Source organism: Stenotrophomonas rhizophila, from assembly GCF_007667275.1.
Lineage (GTDB): Bacteria > Pseudomonadota > Gammaproteobacteria > Xanthomonadales > Xanthomonadaceae > Stenotrophomonas > Stenotrophomonas maltophilia_AE.
Map to the genome: position 1 here is coordinate 19,847 of NZ_VDQT01000006.1, position 21,473 is coordinate 41,319.

Sequence of the window (21,473 nt, forward strand, 5' to 3'; positions counted from 1 at the left end):
AGCCAGTACCGGAACGTTTCGCCAGGCTCTGAACCGGTACGGGTGGAATGCGCTCCCCGCTGACCGATCCAACCGTGTTCGGCCTAGAATTCACCCCCCTCCCAGGATCTTCCACGCATGCCATCCAGCCCTGCCCAACGTGCCGAAGCCCTGCGCCGCCAGATCGACGAGGCCGGCAAGGCGTACTACGACCGTGATGAGCAGCTGATTCCGGATGCCGACTACGACCGCCTCGTGCGCGAACTGGAAGCGCTGGAGCAGGCCCATCCGGCACTGGTCCAGGCCGACTCGCCGACCCGGCGCGTCGGCGGCAAGGCCTCCTCGCGGTTTGCCGAGGTCCGCCATGCGGTGCCGATGCTGTCGCTGGGCAACGCCTTCAGCGACGAGGAAGTGCAGGATTTCGTGCGCCGCATCGGCGAACGCCTGCGTCGCGACGCCCTGTTCTTTTCCGCCGAACCCAAGCTGGACGGGCTGGCGATCAGCCTGCGTTACGAGGGCGGCCACTTCGTGCAGGGCGCCACCCGTGGCGACGGCAGCACCGGCGAAGACGTCAGCGCCAACCTGCGCCAGATCAAAGTGATTCCGCAGAAACTGCACGGCAGCGGCTGGCCGCAGGTGCTGGAAGTGCGCGGCGAGGTCTACATGGCACGCGCCGATTTCGAGGCGTACAACGCCGACGCACGCCTGCATGAGGGCAAGGTGCTGGCCAACCCGCGCAATGCCGCGGCAGGGTCGCTGCGCCAGCTCGACCCGAAACTCAGTGCGCGCCGCAAGCTCAGCTTCTATGCGTACGGCACCGGCGAAGTGCAGGGCGGCGAACTGCCGCCGACCCACTCGGCCACGCTGGCCCAGCTGCAGGCATGGGGGTTCCCGGTCAGCGAGCTGTGCCAGGTGGTGGAGGGCAGCGAGGGGCTGCTGGCCTACTACCGTGACATCGGCGAGCGCCGCGATGGGTTGGCCTTCGACATTGATGGCGTGGTCTACAAGCTGGACGACCGCGCCGGCCAGGAACAGATGGGCTTCGTCTCGCGCGCCCCGCGCTGGGCGATCGCGCACAAGTTCCCGGCGCAGGAACAGACCACCACGGTGGAGGCGATTGAAATCCAGATCGGCCGCACCGGCGCCGCCACCCCGGTGGCGCGCCTGCACCCGGTCGCCGTTGCCGGGGTGATCGTGTCCAACGCGACCCTGCACAACGCCGACCAGATCGCGCGGCTGGATGTCCGGGTCGGCGACACCGTCATCGTGCGCCGCGCCGGCGATGTGATTCCCGAGGTGGTGAGCGTCATCGCCGACCGTCGTCCGAGCGGCACCACGCCGTGGACCATGCCCACCCGGTGCCCGGTGTGCGGGTCGGAAATCGTGCGCGAGGAAGGCGCTGCCGCCTGGCGCTGCTCGGGCGAGCTGAGCTGCCCGGCGCAGCGCAAGGAAGCCATTGCGCATTTCGCCTCGCGTCGCGCGATGGACATCGACGGGCTGGGCGGCAAGTACATCGAAACGCTGGTCGATGCCGGCATCGTGCGCGGCGTGGCCGACCTGTACCGGTTGACCCGCGACCAGCTGCTGCAGCTGAAGCTGGTGCTCGACGCCGAATCGCCGCAGGCGCTGGCCAACCAGATCGGCGTGCACCTGCCGCCGGACGGCAGCGGCCAGTACCTGCGCGACGTGCTGGCGCTGGACGCCGGCGACGAGCGCTGGCGCGCACGCGCGCTGGCGCTGCCGGCTGCGTTCGCGTGGAACACGAAGAAGATCGCCACCAGGTGGGCCGACAACCTGATCGCCGCGATCGATGCCAGCCGCACCACCACCCTGGAGCGCCTGCTGTTCGCGCTGGGCATCGAACACGTCGGCGAGAGCACCGCCAAGGCGCTGGCGACCTGGTTCGGCGACCTCGAGCTGATCCGGCACCTGCCGTGGCCGCTGTTCAAGCGCGTGCCCGACATCGGCGGGGAAGTGGCGCGTTCGCTCGGGCATTTCTTCGAGCAGCCTGGCAACCAGGAGGCGATCGACGCCCTGTTGCAGGTCGGCCAGGTGCGGATCAGCGACACCCATCCGCCCAGCGCGAAACTGCGCGATGGCCTGGACTTCGCGCAGTTGCTGGTGGAAGCCGAAATTCCCGGCATCACCCGCCTGCGCGCGGAGAAGCTGGCCGCGATGCTGCCCGATGCCGCCGCCGTGCTGGACGCCGAGCCGGTGCAGCTGGTGGCCGCCGGCCTGCCCAATGACGTCGCGCTCGGTGTGACCGGGTGGCTGGACCAGGAGGGCCACGGTCCGATGCTGCTCAAGGCGGACGACTACCGGCGCACGTTGCTCGAGCGCGCTCCGGAAGCGTCGTCGCAGGCGTCGGGCCCGCTCGAGGGCCAGACCGTCGTCCTGACCGGCACGCTCGCGCAGATGACCCGTGACGAAGCGAAGGAGCGGCTGGAAGCGCTCGGCGCCAAGGTCGCCGGCAGCGTGTCGAAGAAGACGTCCTTCGTAGTAGCGGGCACCGAAGCGGGCTCCAAGCTCGCCAAGGCCACCGAACTGGGCATCGACGTCTGGGACGAAGAGCGCCTGGTCGCCTACCTCGCCGCACACTGAGAACCAGGCGTCCCCCGTGGCGCCCACGACACGGATCGATCCACCATGCAGACCGCCCCCCTCGATTTCCGCCTTGCCACCGTGGCCGACACCGAACTGGTGGTCGAGCTGATGCGCGCTTTCTATGCCGAAGACCAGCTCGACTTCGACGAAGCGCGCGTGCGCCGCGCCTTGGCCGCATTGCTGGAAGACCCGCGCAATGGCGAGGTGTTGCTGTGGCTGTCCGAGACCGGTGAAGTGGTCGGGCATGCCGCCCTGGCGATGGGTTTCAGCCTGGAGCAGGGCGGCCACTTCGCCCTGCTCGACGAGTTGTACCTGAGCCATGCCGCCCGCGGTCGCGGACGCGGCAAGCAGGCGCTGGCGATCCTGGAGCAGCGCGCCAACGCCCGCGGGGTGGAGCGCATGCGCCTGGAAGTGAACCACCACAACGAACTGGCGCGCCGCCTGTACCTGGCCACCGGCTATGTCGATGACACCCGCAGCCTGCTGACCCTGCAGCTGGCCAGGCGCCTGCAGGACGCGCGCGGGTGATCGCCGCACTGCGCCAGCGCGCCGCATTGAATGCCCTGATCCGCGCGTTCTTCGCCGAACGCGACGTACTGGAAGTGGAAACGCCGATCCTGTCGGCGGCCGGGAACACCGAGCCCAACATCGACAGTTTCCATACCCGTTTCAGCGGCCACGTCGACGCCGGCAGCGCGCAGCGCTGGCTGCGCACCTCGCCGGAGTATCCGCTCAAGCGCCTGCTTGCGGCCGGGGTGGGCGACTGTTACGAGTTGGGCCGGGTGTTCCGCAACGGCGAGGCCGGAGGCCGCCACAATCCGGAATTCACCATGCTGGAGTGGTACCGGGTCGGTTGGGACCACCACCGCCTGATCGAGGAAACCGCCGCGCTGGTGCGCGCAGCGCTGGCGCTGGTGCAGCGCGAGGCGCGGCTGGAGGTGGTGGACTACCGCAGTCTGTATCGGGAACGGATAGGCGTGGACCCATTCGACGCGCGGCTGGAGGACCTGCAGGCGCCGTTGGCTGGCGTGCGCATCGAGGCCGATGGCCTGACCCGCGACGACTGGCTCGACCTGCTGATGACCCATTGCATCCAGCCGCACTTCGCCGACGACTGCCTGACCGTGGTGCACGACTGGCCGGCCAGCCAGGCGGCTTTGGCGCGCGTGCGCCCGGGCGCGCCCCCGCTGGCCGAACGCTTCGAGCTGTACCTGGGCGCGGTGGAACTGGCCAACGGCTATCACGAATTGAACGATGCGACCGAACAGCGCGCCCGCTTCGAACGCGACCATGCCGTGCGGCGCGGTCGGGGGGCGGTGCTTCCGCCGCTGGATGAACACCTGCTGCAGGCATTGCCGTCATTGCCGGACTGCGCCGGCGTCGCGGTCGGGGTCGACCGCCTGCTGATGGCGATGAACCGCACCGGCCGTATCGCGGACGTACTCGCGTTCGACTTCGCGCAGGCCTGAACGCGCGTTGGCTGCAACGTGCGTGTATTGCGCGCACCGCACGATGATGCTCTGATCACACCCGATGTCGGATGGTGACGGGGTAATCGTTCAGTGGCGGCAGGAAGGGTGGTGATGACGCGGGTGCAAGCTGCTGGACCAACGCCGTCGGCAACGACGTGGCGCCTGCGCGCAGGGGACAGCCACGGCTGGATTTTCCCGGTTGCGGGGGTGCTGCTGTGGGTCTGCCTGCTGCCCGGCATCGCCTGGGCCGAAACCGGTTATGCCGACCAGGTCGTGCGTTGCCAGTCGCGCGATATGGAATGGGTGCACTGCGACATGCCGGTCGGCAACGGCGTCGAGCTCGTCCGCCAGCTGTCCGACAACAGCTGCGTGCGCGGTTCCGAGTGGGGCACCGACCGTACCGGCGTATGGGTCACCCTGGGCTGCCGGGCCGAGTTCCGCAGCCGCGGCAGCGCTGCGTCGGCCGGCGGCACGGAACGCAAGGTACGTCGCGTGGTGCGTTGCGAATCCAACGGCCGCCCGACCAGTTGCCCGGTCATCCTGCAGGGCGCCCCGGTGCGCCTGCTGCGCCAGCTCGGCGCCATGCCGTGCCGCGAGGACCACAGCTGGGGCGTGAAGCGCAACGAGATCTGGGTCACCCGTGGCTGCCAGGCGGACTTCGAGGTCGGCGCAGCCGACGGCAGTGGGTTCCTGAACGTGCCGCGCACCCTGGTGTGCGAATCCAAATCCCGCCAGCGCCGCTTCTGTGGCGCCGGCATCAGCAAAGAAGCGCGGTTGGTCAAGCAGCTGTCCGGCAGCGCCTGCGAGCAGGGTCGCAGCTGGGGCTGGGACGCACGCGGGGTATGGGTGGACGAGGGCTGTCGGGCTGAGTTCCAGGTCAATTGACCTGGAGGGCGTGCGAGGGTCGCAGCCACGCAGGGCGTGGCCCTACAATTGGGGCATGAATGCATCCCCTGACATCGATTACGCCCGCTACGACCATATCCGCCCGATCCTGTGGACCGGCGATTCCCTGCAGCTGCTGGACCAGCGCAAGCTGCCGTTCGTGGTCGAGCATGTGGAATGCCGCGACAGCGACGCGGTGGCCGAGGCGATCCATGCCCTGACCGTGCGCGGCGCCCCGGCGATCGGCATTGCCGCGGCCTGGGGCGTTGTGCTGGCGGCCCGGCAGGTGCAGGCCGACGACGGCGCGCAGGCACTGGCGAAGCTGGAACCGGCCCTGCAGCGCTTGAACGCGTCGCGCCCGACTGCGGTGAACCTGGCCTGGGCGCTGGCACGCATGCGCCGCGCCGTGGCGCCGGCCGGGGCGGACTGGGCACAGGTGCTGGCTACCGAAGCGCAGGCCATTGCCGACGAGGACCTGGCCGCCAACCGCCACATGGGCGCGCTCGGGGCCGGGCTGATCGACGCCGGCAGCGGCGTGCTGACCCACTGCAATACCGGTTCGCTGGCGACCGCCGGTTTCGGTACCGCGCTCGGCGTGATCCGCGCCGGCATGGCCCAGCACCGCATCGCCAAAGTGTTTGCCGGCGAGACCCGGCCGTGGCTGCAGGGCGCGCGCCTGACCGTATGGGAGCTGCAGCAGGATGGCATCGACGCCACCCTGATCGCCGACTCGGCGGCCTCGCACCTGATGAAGACCGGGGCGGTGCAGTGGGTGATCGTCGGCGCCGACCGCATCTGCGCCAACGGCGACACCGCCAACAAGATCGGCACCTACCAGCTGGCGATCGCCGCCCGCCACCACGGCGTCCGCTTCATGGTGGTGGCCCCGTCCTCCACGGTGGACATGGACACCGCCGACGGCGCGCAGATCGAAATCGAGCAGCGCGACCCGGGCGAGCTTTACGGCGTGGGCGGCACCCGCACCGTGGCCGACGGCATTGCCGCCTGGAACCCGGTGTTCGACGTGACCCCGGGCGAGCTGATCGACGCCATCGTGACCGAGAAGGGCGTGATCCTGAATCCCACCGTCGCCAGCATGCAGGCCGCGTTCGGCTGACCGTGGGCCGGCCACCGGCCGGCGCTACCGGCGTAATGCACGGTGGGTTGCTGCGTGGGCCGGCCAACGGCCGGCGCTACCGGCGTAATGCGCGGTGGGTTGCTGCGTGGGCCGGCCACCGGCCGGCGCTACGGGGATGATGGGCGCTGTGGGGTTGCGGTAGCGCCGACCGTTGGTCGGCCCAGGCGGTGCCGATCGGCCCTCACATCGGCGGCCTTGCGCGATTGTCCCGAAGCCGCACCTAAGTCCCTGATTCTTGCCGGTAAAAACCCCATAAACAGCGGCTAAAACTGCCTCGTTGTGGTAGACTCCGTCAGTTAATCGAGATTCCGACGCCGCCGCCCCGCAAGGGCCGGCGCGGCGGACTGGACCGCTACCAGACAACGGAACCCGAATGGCAGAAAACGCCAAGGAAATCATCCAGGTCAACCTGGAAGACGAGATGCGCAAGAGCTACCTCGATTACGCCATGAGCGTGATCGTGGGGCGCGCCCTCCCGGATGCACGCGATGGCCTCAAGCCGGTGCATCGCCGCGTGCTGTACGCGATGAATGAGCTGAACGCGCACAGCAACAAGCCGTACTACAAGTCGGCGCGTATCGTCGGTGACGTCATCGGTAAGTACCACCCGCATGGCGACCAGTCGGTGTACGACACCCTGGTGCGCATGGCGCAGCCGTTCTCGCTGCGCTACATGCTGGTCGATGGCCAGGGTAACTTCGGCTCGGTCGACGGCGACTCCGCCGCGGCGATGCGATACACCGAAGCGCGCATGTCGCGGCTCACCCATGAGCTGATGGCCGACATCGACAAGGAAACCGTCGATTTCCAACCCAACTACGACGAAAAGGAACTGGAGCCGACGGTCATGCCGACCCGGTTCCCGAACCTGCTGGTCAATGGTTCGGCCGGTATCGCGGTGGGCATGGCGACCAACATCCCGCCGCACAACCTGACCGAGTCGATCAACGCGTGCATCGCGCTGATCGAGAATCCGGACATCGACGTCGACGGCCTGATGGAGTACATCCCGGGCCCGGACTTCCCGACCTCCGGCATCATCAACGGTACCGCCGGCATCGTGGCCGGCTACCGCACCGGTCGTGGTCGGGTGCGCATCCGCGCCAGGGCCGATATCGAAGTGGCCGACAACGGCCGCGAATCGATCATCGTCACCGAGATCCCGTACCAGGTGAACAAGGCCCGGTTGATCGAGAAGATTGCCGAGCTGGTCAAGGAAAAGAAGCTCGAAGGCATCAGCGAGCTGCGCGATGAGTCCGACAAGGACGGCATGCGCATCTACATCGAGATCAAGCGCGGCGAGTCGGCGGAAGTTGTGTTGAACAACCTCTACCAGCAGACCCAGATGGAGTCGGTGTTCGGCATCAACATGGTGGCGCTGGTCGACGGCCGCCCGCAGTTGATGAACCTCAAGCAGATGCTCGAGGCCTTCGTGCGCCACCGCCGCGAAGTGGTCACCCGCCGCACCGTGTTCGAGCTGCGCAAGGCGCGCGCCCGCGCCCACGTGCTGGAAGGCCTGACCGTCGCGCTGGCCAACATCGACGAGATGATCGAACTGATCAAGACCTCGCCGAACCCCAACGAAGCCCGCGAGCGCATGCTGGCGCGCCTGTGGGAACCGGGCCTGGTCGGTTCGATGCTGGGTGCGGCCGGTGCCGAAACCTCGCGTCCGGAAGACCTGCCCAAGGGCGTGGGCCTGATCGAAGGCGGCTACCAGCTGACCGAGATCCAGGCCACCCAGATCCTGGAAATGCGCCTGCACCGCCTGACCGGGCTGGAGCAGGACCGCCTGACCGAAGAGTACAAGCAGCTGCTGGAAACCATCGCCGGGCTGATCCACATCCTGGAAGATCCCGACCGCCTGCTGCAGGTCATCCGCGAAGAGCTGATCAACGTGCGCACCGAGTTCGGCGACGAACGCCGCACCGAGATCCGCCACAGCGAAGAAGACCTGGACATCCTCGACCTGATCGCGCCGGAAGACGTGGTGGTCACCGTGTCGCACGCCGGCTACGTCAAGCGCCAGCCGGTCAGTGCGTACCGTGCCCAGCGTCGTGGCGGCCGTGGCCGCAGCGCGGCCTCGACCAAGGAAGAGGATTTCATCGAACAGCTGTGGCTGGTCAACACCCACGACACGCTGCTGACCTTCACCAGTTCCGGCAAGGTGTTCTGGCTGCCGGTTCACCAGCTGCCCGAAGCCGGGTCCAACGCGCGCGGGCGCCCGATCATCAACTGGATTCCGCTCGAATCCGGTGAACGGGTGCAGGCCGTGCTGCCGGTACGCGAGTATGCCGAAGGCCAGTTCGTGTTCTTCGCCACCCGCAACGGTACCGTCAAGAAGACCCCGCTCAGCGAGTTCGCGTTCCGCCTGGCGCGCGGCAAGATCGCGATCAACCTCGACGAGGGTGACGCGCTGGTCGGCGTCGGCCTGACCGATGGCGACCGCGATATCCTGCTGTTTGCCTCGAACGGCAAGACCGTGCGCTTCGGCGAAGACCGGGTCCGCTCGATGGGCCGTACCGCCACCGGCGTGCGCGGCATCAAGATGGCCAAGGGCGAGGAAGTGGTCAGCCTGATCGTGGCCGAGCGTGCCGGCGGCAGCGATGACGAGAACGAAGACGAGGTGCAGGTCGAGGAAGCCGTGGTCGAGAACGGCGATGCCGTGATCGAGGCCGGTGACGACGACAGCATGCTGTACATCCTCACCGCCACCGAGAACGGCTACGGCAAACGCACCCCGCTTCCGGACTATCCGCGCAAGGGCCGCGGCACCCAGGGCGTGATCGGCATCCAGACCACCGAGCGCAACGGCAAGCTGGTCAGTGCGGTGCTGATGGGCTCGCGCGACGAGGTCCTGCTGATCTCCGACGGCGGCACCCTGGTCCGCACCCGTGGCTCGGAAATCTCGCGCGTAGGCCGCAACACCCAGGGCGTGACCCTGATCCGCCTGTCCAAGGACGAGAAGCTGCAGGCGGTGGAGCGGATGGATGCGTCCATCGACGATGTCGAGGATGAAGCGGAGGTCGCGGCAACGCCGGTCGACACCGCCCCGGCACCGGTCGCAGGCGACGAAAACCCGCAGGGTTGATCGATCCGCAACGCACTACGAAGAACGCCGGCCCAGTGCCGGCGTTTTTCGTTCTGGACACACTACCGCTGCACTTGCCTTGGTAGCGCCGACCGTTGGTCGGCCCAGGCGGTGCATCCACGTCCCGCAAAAAACTCCCCCAACAACCTCGAACAGGCATAAGCTTCAAAAAAAAACCGGCCAGCAGGGGAGGCCGGCAGCATCCAGGGTTCCGCCGTACCGGGGAGAACACCGATGTCCGCTGTGCCGAGCTCAGAACCGTCCGCGGCGGTGCCGCCGCGCCACCCCCTGATCACCGTGCTCGCGCTGGTCCTGCTCATCCTCGGTCTGGTGCTCGGCGGCCTTGGCGCATGGCTCGCGCAACTGGGCGGCTCATGGTACTACGTGCTGGCCGGCGTCGGGCTGCTCGCCGCCGGCGTGCTGCTGTGGGGCAATCGCCGCGCTGGCGCATGGGCCTACCTGCTGGTGTTCGTCGGTACGCTGCTGTGGACGGGGTGGGAATCGGGCAGCGACTACTGGCGCTGGGTACCCCGGCTGGGCCTGGTCACCGCGCTCGGCTTCCTGCTGGCGCTGCTGCTGCCGACCCTGCGCACGCCGGTGCCGCGGCGCGTGTCGCGGGCAGTGGCCGGCGTACTGGGACTGGTCTTCGTGATCGCCTTCGCGCTCGCGTTCGTACCGCATGGCGCGGTGGCCGGCACCCAGGCGTTCCCGGTCGACGCCACCGGCACCGGCCTGGCGCCGACCCGCGAAGCCAGCACGCAACCGGCCGACGACCCGGAGCCGGGCGACTGGACCGCCTGGGGCCGCAGCAGCGCGGGCACCCGCTATTCCCCGCTGCAGCAGATCACGCCGGCCAACGTGGGCGCGCTGGAGCTGGCCTGGCAGTTCCGTACCGGCGACCTGCCGAAGAAGCGCTGGGGCGCGGAAACCACCCCGCTCAAGGTCGGCGACAGCCTGTACCTGTGCACCGCGCGCAACCAGCTGATCGCGCTGGATGCGGCCACCGGCAAGGAGCGCTGGCGCTTCAACCCGAAGGTCAGGGACGCCGCCATCCCGTATACCGCCGCCTGTCGGGGCGTGGCCTATTACGAAGTGCCGGGCGTCCCGCAGGTGGACCCGGTCCTTGCCGATGTCGCCGCCGACCTGGCCTTGCCCGCATCCTTGCCCGCCGCCGGCACGCGTTCACTGGCGCCCGGCAATCGCGCGCTGTGCGCGGCCCGCATCATCGCAGGCACGCTGGACGGGCGGCTGATCGCGGTGGATGCCGCCACCGGCCGGCCGTGCCCGGGGTTCGGCAACAACGGCCAGGTCGACATCACCCTGGGCATGGGCGAGTTGCCGCCGGGCTATGTCTCGATCACCTCGCCGCCGGCGATCGTGCGCGGGGTGATCGTCACCGGGCACCAGGTACTGGACGGCCAGCGCCGTGACGCGCCGTCCGGGGTCATCCAGGCGTACGACGCACAGACCGGAAAACTGCGCTGGGCCTGGGACATGGACGCACCCGACCGCAGCGGTCTGCCACCACAGGGCCAGACCTATACGCGTGGCACCCCCAACATGTGGACCACCGCGACCGGCGATGAACAACTGGGGCTGGTATACCTGCCGATGGGCAACGCCGCGGGCGACTACTGGAGCGGATCGCGGACCGAAAACCAGGACCGTTACGCTACCTCGCTGGTGGCGCTGGACGTGGCCACCGGCAAGCCGGTCTGGAACTTCCAGGCAGTGCGCAAGGATGTCTGGGATTACGACCTCGGCTCGCAGGCCACGCTGGTCGACTTCCCGACCGCCGCCGGCAAGGTGCCGGCGATCCTGCTTCCGACCAAGCAGGGCGACCTGTACGTGTTGGACCGGCGCACGGGTGAACTGCTGACGCCGGCGGAAGAGCGCGCGGTGCCCGGTGGCGGGGTGGAACCCGAACAACGCGCGCCGACCCAGCGGTTCTCGCTGTACCACACGCTGCGCAAGCCCGACCTGACCGAGCGCGACATGTGGGGCATCACCCCGATCGACCAGCTGGTGTGTCGCATCCAGTTCCGCAGGGCGAGTTACCAGGGCTTCTATACGCCACCGACGGCTGACCGTCACTCCATCGAATACCCCGGCTACAACGGCGGCTCGGACTGGGGCAGCGTGGCGGTGGACACGCGGCATGGCGTGATCGTGGCCAACTACAACGACATGCCCAACTACAACCGGCTGGTGCCGCGCGCCGAGGCGGACCGCAAGGGCTGGATGCCGCGCGAACTGGTGCGGGCCGATCGTGGCGGTGCAGAAGGCGCAGGGGACCCGCAGACCGGCACCCCGTACGCCATCGACGTCAACGCAGGTTGGCGCCTGCCGTTTACCAAGCTGCTGTGCAAGCAGCCGCCGTATGGGGGCATCCGCGCAATCGACCTGCGCACGGGCCAGCTGCTCTGGGACCGCCCGTTCGGCAGCGCGCGCGGCAACGGCCCGTTCGGCATCCGCTCGGGGCTGCCGATTGAAATCGGCACGCCCAACAATGGCGGCTCCGCGGTCACCGCCAGCGGCCTGATCTTCATCGCCGCCGCCACCGACGACCTGCTGCGCGCGATCGACCTGAAGACCGGCAGGGAACTGTGGCACGCCAAGCTGCCGGCAGGGGGCCAGGCCAATCCGATGATCTACGAATACGACGGCCGCCAATACGTCGTGATCATGGCCGGCGGCCACCATTTCATGGAGACCCCGGCCGGCGATTACGTGATGGCGTATGCGCTGCCGAAAGGAAGGACACAACCCTGACCGCGTCATCATTGGATATCTGCTTCCGCGACCGGGGTCGAACGCGCACGCTTCGGCAATGGCCAGCCCTGCACTGCAACGCGGACGATTTTCCTGCCCCAACGGGTGCTATGTCGTGACTACCGTTACCTCCCGTCGGACGCGTCTGTTTGCGGACGCCGCCAACGCGCAGGAGATGATCCGCTGGATAAAGGGATCCGACGCCGAGGGTCGCACCTGGTCGCACGCTTGGGTGGTCATGCCGGATCATGTGCACTGGATGTTCCAGATACGCGAAACGTCGCTGGAAACCATCGTGCGGACGACGAAATCACGTGCCGCAAAATCGATCAATGCAATGAAGTCGACGCGAGGTGCCCTCTGGCAGCCGGGCTATTACGATCAGTACCAGCGTGACGAGGGGCAGTGGCTTGCGCAGGCGAAGTACATACTCGAGAATCCGGTGCGCGCAGGACTCGCAACCACGGTCGGAGAGTACCCCTTCGCCTGGTGCCGCTGGCCCTGACCGGAAGGAGCAGCCGGGCAGAGCCCGGCTCTACGGCCGAAGCCAGAGCCAAGCCGGGCAGAGCCCGGCTCTACGGCCAAAGCCATATCGCATCGCCACCTGTAGCGCCGGGCTCTGCCCGGCCGTATCCGAAGCCGCAGCGCGTCAGCGCCACGTAGCGCCGGGCTCTGCCCGGCCGTATCCGAAGCCCGAAATGCCACCGCGAGAGGCAGCCGGGCAGAGCCCGGCTCTACACAACCCGCACCATCTTCCGCATGAGGTGCTCCACCACGCCTTGCGGGTCGGCGGTCCGGCCCACGTGCGTGCTCGACATCTGCACCACCGAGCTGCGCTTGGCGGTGAGAAAATGGAAGCGCGCACGCGCTGGCAGCTGTGCGATCGGGCCCGCCGTGGCATCACCACGGCAGATCGCGACGATCGCATCCAACCACGGCTGCAACGCATCCACATCCAGCGAAGGCGCGAACGCCTGCATCCGCACCGGGTCAATCTCGATCGCCGCCTGCAGGTGCTTCGCGCCCGGGCAGGACACGATCACCCCGACATTGATGAACTCTTCGCGTTCCACCCGCGGTACCACGCGGATGACCGCATAGTCATACGTATGCAGCGTGGGCACGGATGGCCTCCTGTACGAACGCCGCGCGCGCCTGCAGGCGGCACTTCAGGTAATCGACATAGGCCTTGCGGTACGCCACCGGGCCGTCGAAGGTCGGCTCGTCCACCAGCCAGCTGTCCGGAACCAGCCCGACAATGCGCTCGATTTCCGCATCCGGCAGCCGCGCGGCCAGCGCGCCGTCCACCTCCGCGATCTTCGACGCGAACGGCAACAGCACCTGGTCGCGGATCAGCACGAACGGCTTCTCGCAGACATCGCCCGCGTTGGCCCAGTCGTGGTGGAAGTACATCGCCGCGCCATGGTCGATCAGGTACAGCTGGCGGTGCCACACCATCAGGTTGGGATTGCGCGCAGTGCGGTCCACGTTGCTGGTGAAGGCATCGAACCAGACGATGCGCGAGGCAAGGTCGGCGTCGACCGGCATCGCCGCCGGGTCGTAGTTGATCGCACCCGGCAGGTAATCGCTGCCCAGGTTGAGTCCTTCGCTGGCGCGGATCAGGTCCTGGATCTCCGGGTCCGGCTCGGTCCGGGCGAATTCGCGGTCCAGTTCGACGAACACGATCTCCGGAATCGGCAGGCCCAGCGTGCGTGCCATCTCGCCGGCGATCAGCTCGGCAATCAGCGCCTTCGGGCCCTGGCCGGCGCCGCGGAATTTAAGCACCACCATGCCGTCGTCGTCGGTCTCGACCACGGCCGGCAGGGAGCCGCCCTCGCGGAGCGGCGTGATGTAACGCAGTGCGTGTACGGTACGCAAGGGGCATCCAGTGAAGGAACAAGCAGCGCCATCTTACCGTGGACGCACCCACGCCAGCCGCCCACCCAGTGCTTTCGGCCCATTGCCGCAACCAAACCCGGTGCTAGATTCCCAGGCATGACGGCCATTCGCGCGCCGCCGCAACCCACACCTGCAAGGGGATCTGGATGCTCATCCGTCGCACCTGCCTGGCCACGGCCGTCGCCGTCGCCGCCCTCAGTGTCACCGCCCCGGCGCTCGCCGACTACGCCAAGCCGCCGGAGCAGCTGCTCAAAGTGCTCAAGGCGCCGCCGCCGCCGCAGCCGAGCCTGGACCCGAGCGGCCAGCGCCTGCTGCTGACCACGCTGCAGACCTACCCGTCGATCGAACGCGTCGCCCAGCCGTACCTGAAGCTTGCCGGCGTGCGCCTGGAACCGAAGAACCGCAGCCGCCACGATACCCAGGGCGGTTACGGCATTCCTGCCTGCGTCGCCGACTTCACCCTGGTGGATGTCGGCAGCGCCCGCCACACCAAGGTGGCACTCCCGCAGGGTTGCGCGGGCGTGGCCCAATGGTCGGCCGATGGCAGCCACTTCGCGTTCCAGAACGCGGTCGAGACCTCGGTGCAGCTGTGGGTCGGTGATGCACAGACCGGCCAGGTCAAGCAGATCCCCGGGGTGCAGTTGAATCCGATCTTCGGCTACACCGTGCAGTGGCTCGGCGGTGGCCGGCAACTGCTGGTCAAGACCGTGCCGGCCAACCAGGGTCCGGCCCCGAGCAGCGGCAACGGCGCCGGTGGCCCGGACGTGCAGGAATCGCTGGGCAGCAGCGGCGAGAGCAGCACCTACGAAGCCCGCGACACCCTGACCAGCGCGCATGACGAAAAGCTGTTCGCGTACTACGGTGCCTCGCAGCTGGCGGTGGTGGACGCCAGCGCGGGCAGCGTGCGTGCCATCGGCGCGCCGGCGCTGTACAACGAGGTCAATGCCGCGCCCGATGGCGTGCATGTGCTCACCGAAACCCTCAAGGCGCCGTTCTCGCACGCCGTGACCTACCAGCGTTTCGCCAATGACGTTGCGGTGCTCGACCTGGGCACGGGCCGCAGCACGCCCATCGCCAGCCTGCCGCTGGCCGACCGCGTGCCGGTGCACGGCGTGCCCGAAGGCCCGCGCGATTTCGACTGGCGCTCCACCGATCCTGCCACACTGGTCTATGCCGAAGCGCTGGACAAGGGCGACTGGAAAGTCACCGTGCCGCACCGCGACCGCGTGCTGGCGCTGAAGGCACCGTTCTCCGCCAAACCGCAGGAAATCGCGCGGACCGCGCAGCGCTTCGAAGGCATTGCCTGGAGCGCGGACCCGGCCGTGTCATTCCTGTTCGAGAACGATGAGAACCGTCATTGGCGGCAGACCCGCATCGTCGATGTCGACCAGCCGAGACAGGAAGGCCGCCTGCTCTGGGACCTGTCCAGTGACGAGCTGTATGCCGACCCGGGCAACCTGGTGTTCAAGCGCCTGCCCAATGGCGCACCGGTTGTTCGCCAGGACGGCAGCTTCGTGTTCCTGCGCGGGCAGGGCAGCTCGCCGCAGGGTGATCGCCCGTTCCTGGACCGGTTGGACCTGGGCACGCTCAAGACCGAGCGCCTGTTCCGCAGTGGCGCCGACGCCTATGAACAGGTGTTGGGCCTGACCGCCACCCCGGGCCGCTACCTGACCTGGCACCAGTCGGTGATGGACCCGCCGAATGCGTTCGTGCGCCAGCAAGGCGAACGCGCTGCCAGCGCTAAAGACGGCGAGGCGCAGTACACCTCCACCGCCACCGCGCTGACCACGCTCAGCGACCCGACCCCGGAAGTGCGCCAGATCAAAAAGCGTCTGGTGACGTACAAACGCGCCGATGGCGTGGATCTGTCGTTCACCCTGTACACGCCGCCGGGTTACCGGGAAGGCCAGCGCGTGCCAGCCATCCTGTATGCCTATCCGGCCGACTTCGCCAATGCGGCGCAGGCCGGGCAGGTCTCCGGTTCGCAGCAGACCTTCACCCGCCTGGCGCCGTACCGGCTGATGCTGCTGGCCGGCTACGCGATCATCGACAACGCCGCGTTCCCCATCGTCGGCGACCCCAAGACCGCCTACGACACCTACCTAGAGCAGCTCGAAGCCGATGCCAGGGCTGCGGTCGACAAGGCGGTGGACCTGGGCGTGGTCGACCGCAAGCGGATCGGCGTCACCGGGCACAGCCATGGTGGGCTGATGACCGCCAACCTGATCGCGCACACGGATCTGTTCAAGGCCGGCGTGGCCACCAGCGGCTCGTACAACAAGACCTTCACCCCGTTCGGCTTCCAGAACGAGCGGCGTTCGGTGTGGCAGGCGCAGGATGTGTACCTGAAGGCCTCGCCGTTCTTCTATGCGGACAAGATCAAACTGCCGCTGCTGCTGGTCCACGGCGAGGACGACGCCAACCCGGGTACCGAACCGTTCCAGTCGCGCAAGCTCTACCAGGCCATCCGCGGCAACGGCGGCATCACCCGGCTGGTGATGCTGCCCAACGAACCGCACTGGTACACCGCACTGGAGTCGAACGAACAGCTGGTGTCGGAAATGCTCAACTGGTTCGACACCTACGTGAAGAACGCGAAGTAACCTGAACATCGTAGAGCCACGCCCTGCGTGGCTGCAGGTCGCGGAGATGTCCCGCAGCCACGCAGGGCGTGGCTCTACGGAGCGGGGCGGCGGTGGCGGGGGATGTGCCGCAGCCGCGGGGGTGCCATCAGTTGCATTGCAGAGCGGGTTTAGATCGATACAATCGATCTGGCCACGCGGGGCGTGGCGCTACGTTGATGGTCCGTCCTTTCCGCTCTGGGAGTTCGTCGTGCACCGTTCGATGCTGGTTGCTGCTTCGCTTGTCCTGACCACCGCCCCCTGCGCCCTGCAGGCGGCCGACCTCGCCGCCGAGGTCAATCCCTTCATCGGTACCACCAACGCGGGCAACGTGTATCCCGGTCCGTCGGTGCCGTTCGGCATGGTGGCCTTCAGTCCCGAAATGACCCCGCTGCCCGGAAAGCGCTTCGCCATTGCCGCGCCCGGTGGCTATGAGTGGCGCGGCAACGGCGTGCGCGGCTTCAGCCTGACCCATGTGTCCGGCACCGGCTGTACCGGCGCCAGCGGTGATATTCCGATCATGCCGGTCACCACCAAGGTGGAACTGTCGCCGTCTTCGGCTGACGCCGCCCTGCGCTATGCCAGCGTGCTCGACCACAAACGCGAAAGCGCCAGCCCCGGCGCTTACCAGCTCACTCTCGACAACGGCGTGGCGGTGAACCTGGGCGCCACCGCGCGTACCGCCGTGGGCCAGTTCGAATTCCCGGCCGACAAGCCGGCCAACCTGCTGTTCCGGACCTCCGACAGCGAAGTGGGCAGCACCGATTCGAGCATCATCATCGACCCGGCCACGCGCACCGTGCGCGGCTCGGTCACGGCCGGCAACTTCTGCGGTTACCTCGCTGAAGATCGCCGCGAAAGTTACTACACCCTGCATTTCGTGGCCGAGTTCGATCAGCCGTTCGAGGTCGGGGGTACCTGGCGCGACGAAACCCTGCAGCCCGGCGCACGCGAGGGGGGCGGTGGCACGACCTACGGCACGCAGGGCCATCCCCCGGTAGGAAAGGGCGCCGGTGGCTGGATCACCTTCGATCCCAAGCGCAGCCCGAAGGTGACTGCACGCATCGGCATTTCCTACGTCGACGAGGCCGGCGCGCGCGCCAACCTGCGCCGCGAAAGCCCGGTCGGCACCACCGTGGAAGCGACCCAGGCCGCAACCCGTGGCGAATGGAACAAGGCACTGGGCCAGGTGCGCGTGGCCGGCGGAACGCCCGACGAACGCACCGTGTTCTACACCGCGCTGTACCACACGCTGCTGGCACCGAACCTTTTCAGTGATGGCGACGGACGCTACCGCGGCATGGACGGCAAGGTGCATGCGCTGTCGAAAGGCCAGCGTGCGCAGTACGCCAACTATTCCGGCTGGGATGTGTACCGCTCGCAGCTGCAGCTGGTCACGCTGCTGCAGCCACAGGTCGGTTCGGACATCGCGCAGTCGCTGCTCAACCAGGCCGACCAGAACGGCGGCGTGTGGGATCGCTGGACGCACCTGACCGGTGCCACCGGGGTGATGAACGGTGATCCGTCGCCGCCGTCGGTCGCTGCGATCCACGCGTTCGGCGGTCGCAACTTCGATCTGAAACGCGCCTACGCTTCGCTCAAGCAGGCGGCCACGGTGCCGACCGAACGCGACCTCAGCCGGCGCGGCTGCCCGGTGCTGTGCGTGGGCCAGCGCCCGGGCCTGGACCAGTGGATGGCACTGAAGTACATGCCGGTGGGTGCGCCGGGCTGGGGCACCGCGTCGGATACGCTGGAGATGGCGGCCGCCGATTTCGGCCTTGCCGAACTGGCCAACGCCGCAGGCGACAAACAGGGCGCGGCGCTGTTCCGCGAGCGCTCCGGCTGGTGGCGCAACCTGTACAACCCCAAGGCCACGGCGCAGGCCGGCTACATCCAGCCGCGCAATGCCGATGGCAGCTGGCCGGCGTTCGACCCGGCCTCGGATGAGGAATTCGTCGAAGGCAGCGGTGCGCAATACCTGTGGATGGTGCCGTTCGACCCGGCCGGGCTGATCGCAACCCTGGGCGGTCGCGAGGCTGCCATCCAGCGCCTGGATGCGTTCTTCCGCAAGGAAGACGGCGCGTGGGCGGTGACCAAATCGGGCCCGCTGCATGCCGAGCTGGACAATGAACCCTCGGTGGCGGCACCGTGGCTGTACAACTTCGTCGGCCAGCCGTGGAAAACACAGGAAACCGTGCGCCAGGCGATGCGCCAGATCTGGACCAATGCGCCGGAAGGCATGCCTGGCAACGACGACCTGGGCCAGATGTCGTCGTGGTATGTGTGGTCGGCGCTGGGCCTGTACCCGCTGTACCCGGGCCGTGCCGACCTGGTGATCGGCAGCCCGCTGTTCCGCGAAGCGGTCATCCAGCGCCCCGGCGCCACGTTGACCATCACCGCCAATGGCGCGGCGATGGACGCACCGTACGTGCAGTCGCTGCGCGTGGACGGCAAGCCCAGCGACGCCAGCTGGCTGCCAGCCAGCGTGGTGCAGAAGGGCGGTACGCTGGAGTTTGAACTGGGCAAGGCGAAGAACACGCAGTGGGGCACCGCTACGCTGCCACCCTCGTATGGGCCGAACTGAGATGCTGCACCACATGGCATCCGTGATCGACCCTGACGGTCACCGGATCGAGGCGATGGTCAACGCCGTGGAAGGGGCCAGCCAAGGGTGAACCTCACCCATCCGCTCCTGCAGCGCAGTGCCCGCATCCTGCCGTGGGTGGGGTTGGCCGCCAGTGTGGCCATGGCGTTCGTGGTGACCCTGTTCGGGGCACTGCTGCTGCCGCAGTTCGTGCAGATGTTCGGCAGCGCCGGCCAGGCACTGCCGTGGATCAGCCGCGTCTACAGCCAGGGTTATCTGCTGGCCTGGCTGGCGCCGGCGCTGGTGGGGGCGTGCTGGTACTTCGGCCCGCCCATCGCCGGCCGCATCCTGGCCGGGCTGCTGGGCCTTGGCGCAGGACTGCTGGGCTCGGTGGGCGTGCTGTTTGCGATGTACCTGCCTTACTTCATGCTGGGTTCGCTGGTCTGAGCTCAACGGCGGCATCGACGCCGGCGAAGAAGGTGGTCAGCACGTCAATGAAACGACGTGGCGATTCCACGTTCATCAGGTGCCCGCCGGGGACCACGCTGAGCGTTGCATGGGGCAGGCCTGCCACCAGCGTGTGCGCGCCATCCAACGGGGCCAGCCGGTCTTCGTCGCCGCTGATCACCAGCGTGGGGGTGGTGATACGCGGCAGGTCGGCGCGGCCATCGAAGGCCAGCATGGCCTGCAGCAGCCGCAGCCAGTCCGCGCAGGTCTGTTGGTCGTTCGGATCCTCCTGGTAGTCCAGATAAGGTGCCGCTGCGTGACTGGACAGGAACCCGTCCGAGAACAGCCACGGCAGTACCAGCGCATAGACCTGCGCGGGACTGCGGCCGCTGCCATACACCGCACCGACCGCCTGCAGGAACAAGCGTGCCTGCGTGCTGGTGGACGCGAAAGTGGCGGCCAGCACCAGGCTGCGCAGGCGTTCCGGCGCGGCCACCGCCATCGCCTGCGCGACCGTGCCGCCCATTGAGAACCCGACCACGTGCGCGCGATCGACGCCGGCTTGGTCGAGGATGGCCAGCACGTCCAGCGCCAGGTCTTCCGTGCTGAAAGGTGCCGGCCCGCCGGGGGTCCTGCCGGAGCCACGCAGGTCCACCGCCAGCACGTGGTAGTGCTCGGCAAGCGCCGGCAGTTCGGCGGCCCAGAAGCCGGCGTCGCCGCCGAGGCCGTGGATCAACACCACGGTGGGTGCGCCGGGTACGGCGTTGGTTTCAAGCCAATGCGCGGGACCGCGCGAGGTTGTCATCAAAGGCATGGGACGTGCTCTCAGGTCATGCAAGGGCGGAAGAATAGCGGGTAGGTGAAAGGTCCGGGAGCGCGATGCCGTTGGCAGCAGCGCGCATCTGCGCGTCCGGTACCGGACCTTCGCGGGTCATGTCCACCAGCGCCTGGTTGAGGTCGACGAAGGGACGCATGCGCGCCTCGTAGCGGGCGAATGCGGCTTGCGGCGAACCAGGCTGGTTGGCCAGTTCGCGCGCCAGCACGAAGGCGCCGACCAGGGCCAGGCTGGTGCCCTGGCCCGAGAACGGCGATGCGCAGTGCGCGGCGTCGCCGACCAGCGCGACCCGGCCGTTGGACCAGCGTGCAAGCTTCACCTGCGCCAGCTCGCCGAAGTAGAACGCATCGGTCGTATCGAGCGCGTCCACCAGCGGTTGCCAGCGCCCACCGAGGTCGCGCAGCCTGACGCGGGTCAGCGCCTTCTGCGCCGCCACATCGTGGCGCAGGGAGGTGTCGACCTCGGCCCCGAATCCCGCGCCCACCCGCAACTCGTGGCCGCTGGCGTCGGGATACACCACCACGCCCAGTTCGGCTTCACGGTACATGCCTTCTCGGCCATCCAGCGACAGGCTGTCGGGCGCGCTGTAGAACGCCAGCGCCCCGCCCAGCGGCACCAGGCAATCGTCACCGGCATGCACGGCCTGGCGGCGCACCGACGAGTACACGCCGTCCGCGCCGATCACCACGTCATAGGTGCGCGAGAGTTGGCGCGCGAAGCTGACGGTCATGCCGGTGGTGGTCGGGCTGAGCGCAGTGATGTGCTCGTCGTAACAGATGTCCTGCCGCGCACCTGCAGCGTCGGCCAGCAGGCGGCACAGCGTATCGCGGAAGATTTCAATGTCGGGGCTGTCGAGGCGGCCACCACTGAACGTGCGGCTGTCATCAACGCTGACCGGCTCACCCTGGCGATCCAGCATGCACAGGCCGCGCAGCCGGGTGCGCTGCGCCTGCAGCGCATCGTGCAGCCCCATCGCCTTGACCACGTCCAGCGCCACGCCGCGGATGTCCACGGCATGACCGCCGTCGCGCAGCAGCGGGGCCTTTTCGACCACGGTCACGGGGAAGCCGAAGTGGCGCAGCCACCACGCAGTGGCAAGGCCGGCGACACCGGCGCCGGAGACAAGGACGGTGGGAAGCGAGGGCATGG

15 protein-coding genes are annotated in these 21,473 nt (G+C 68.0%); 11 read left to right on the forward strand and 4 right to left on the reverse strand.

Annotation, left to right across the window (positions count from 1 at the left end; genetic code table 11):
- The first annotated feature begins 117 nt into the window (after positions 1-117).
- The 8 genes from ligA to FSZ13_RS17305 all read left to right on the forward strand — a co-directional run bounded on the left by ligA (position 118) and on the right by FSZ13_RS17305 (position 12,443).
- Positions 118-2,580, forward strand: coding sequence for an NAD-dependent DNA ligase LigA (gene ligA, locus FSZ13_RS17270; RefSeq protein ID WP_145481663.1), 2,463 nt, complete (start codon positions 118-120; stop codon positions 2,578-2,580).
- A 45-nt stretch (positions 2,581-2,625) separates the two neighbouring features.
- Positions 2,626-3,111 carry a GNAT family N-acetyltransferase gene (locus FSZ13_RS17275; protein ID WP_145481664.1) on the forward strand — a complete coding sequence of 162 codons (486 nt, stop codon included), beginning with the start codon at positions 2,626-2,628 and terminating at the stop codon, positions 3,109-3,111.
- Positions 3,108-4,052, forward strand: coding sequence for an EF-P lysine aminoacylase EpmA (epmA, locus tag FSZ13_RS17280; RefSeq protein WP_145481665.1), 945 nt, complete (start codon positions 3,108-3,110; stop codon positions 4,050-4,052). Before FSZ13_RS17275 ends, epmA begins: the two co-directional genes overlap by 4 nt.
- 231 nt (positions 4,053-4,283) lie before the next feature.
- Complete coding sequence (locus FSZ13_RS17285; protein WP_429000030.1) at positions 4,284-4,940, forward strand: DUF3011 domain-containing protein; 657 nt, start codon at positions 4,284-4,286, stop codon at positions 4,938-4,940.
- Between the two features lie 55 nt (positions 4,941-4,995).
- The gene (gene mtnA / locus FSZ13_RS17290) at positions 4,996-6,057 is read left to right on the forward strand and encodes an S-methyl-5-thioribose-1-phosphate isomerase (RefSeq protein ID WP_145481667.1); all 1,062 of its coding nucleotides are present in this window, start codon (positions 4,996-4,998) and stop codon (positions 6,055-6,057) included.
- Between the two features lie 394 nt (positions 6,058-6,451).
- On the forward strand, positions 6,452-9,166 hold the full coding sequence (gene gyrA, locus FSZ13_RS17295; protein WP_145481668.1) for a DNA gyrase subunit A: 2,715 nt from the start codon (positions 6,452-6,454) through the stop codon (positions 9,164-9,166).
- A 234-nt stretch (positions 9,167-9,400) separates the two neighbouring features.
- Positions 9,401-11,938, forward strand: coding sequence for a membrane-bound PQQ-dependent dehydrogenase, glucose/quinate/shikimate family (locus FSZ13_RS17300; protein WP_145481669.1), 2,538 nt, complete (start codon positions 9,401-9,403; stop codon positions 11,936-11,938).
- Positions 11,939-11,996: 58 nt separating this feature from the next.
- The gene (locus FSZ13_RS17305) at positions 11,997-12,443 is read left to right on the forward strand and encodes an REP-associated tyrosine transposase (RefSeq protein WP_429000029.1); all 447 of its coding nucleotides are present in this window, start codon (positions 11,997-11,999) and stop codon (positions 12,441-12,443) included.
- Positions 12,444-12,672: 229 nt separating this feature from the next.
- Here the strand turns inward: FSZ13_RS17305 and FSZ13_RS17310 are convergent, their stop codons facing one another.
- Both FSZ13_RS17310 and FSZ13_RS17315 read right to left on the reverse strand, forming a co-directional pair.
- The gene (locus tag FSZ13_RS17310) at positions 12,673-13,062 is read right to left on the reverse strand and encodes a DUF3037 domain-containing protein (RefSeq protein WP_145481671.1); all 390 of its coding nucleotides are present in this window, start codon (positions 13,060-13,062) and stop codon (positions 12,673-12,675) included.
- Entirely contained in the window at positions 13,040-13,816 is a 777-nt protein-coding gene (locus FSZ13_RS17315; RefSeq protein WP_145481672.1) for a HipA family kinase, read from the reverse strand. Before FSZ13_RS17315 ends, FSZ13_RS17310 begins: the two co-directional genes overlap by 23 nt.
- Before the next feature lie 167 nt (positions 13,817-13,983).
- On the opposite strand from FSZ13_RS17315, the gene FSZ13_RS17320 reads away from it, so the two are divergent.
- The 3 genes from FSZ13_RS17320 (at position 13,984) to FSZ13_RS17330 (ending at position 19,489) form a co-directional block, all read left to right on the forward strand.
- Positions 13,984-16,440 (forward strand): alpha/beta hydrolase family protein, encoded by a 2,457-nt coding sequence (locus FSZ13_RS17320; protein WP_145481673.1) that lies wholly within the window; start codon positions 13,984-13,986, stop codon positions 16,438-16,440.
- A 229-nt stretch (positions 16,441-16,669) separates the two neighbouring features.
- Positions 16,670-19,042: a GH92 family glycosyl hydrolase gene (locus FSZ13_RS17325; RefSeq protein ID WP_260844232.1), complete on the forward strand. Its 2,373-nt coding sequence runs from the start codon at positions 16,670-16,672 to the stop codon at positions 19,040-19,042.
- A gap of 87 nt (positions 19,043-19,129) precedes the next feature.
- Positions 19,130-19,489 (forward strand): hypothetical protein, encoded by a 360-nt coding sequence (locus tag FSZ13_RS17330; protein ID WP_145481674.1) that lies wholly within the window; start codon positions 19,130-19,132, stop codon positions 19,487-19,489.
- Here FSZ13_RS17330 and FSZ13_RS17335 read toward each other — a convergent pair.
- Entirely contained in the window at positions 19,467-20,303 is an 837-nt protein-coding gene (locus FSZ13_RS17335) for an alpha/beta fold hydrolase (protein WP_145481675.1), read from the reverse strand. The two genes, FSZ13_RS17330 and FSZ13_RS17335, sit on opposite strands and share 23 nt — an antisense overlap.
- Positions 20,304-20,319: 16 nt before the next feature.
- Positions 20,320-21,471 (reverse strand): FAD-dependent monooxygenase, encoded by a 1,152-nt coding sequence (locus FSZ13_RS17340; RefSeq protein WP_145481676.1) that lies wholly within the window; start codon positions 21,469-21,471, stop codon positions 20,320-20,322.
- Positions 21,472-21,473: the final 2 nt, after the last annotated feature.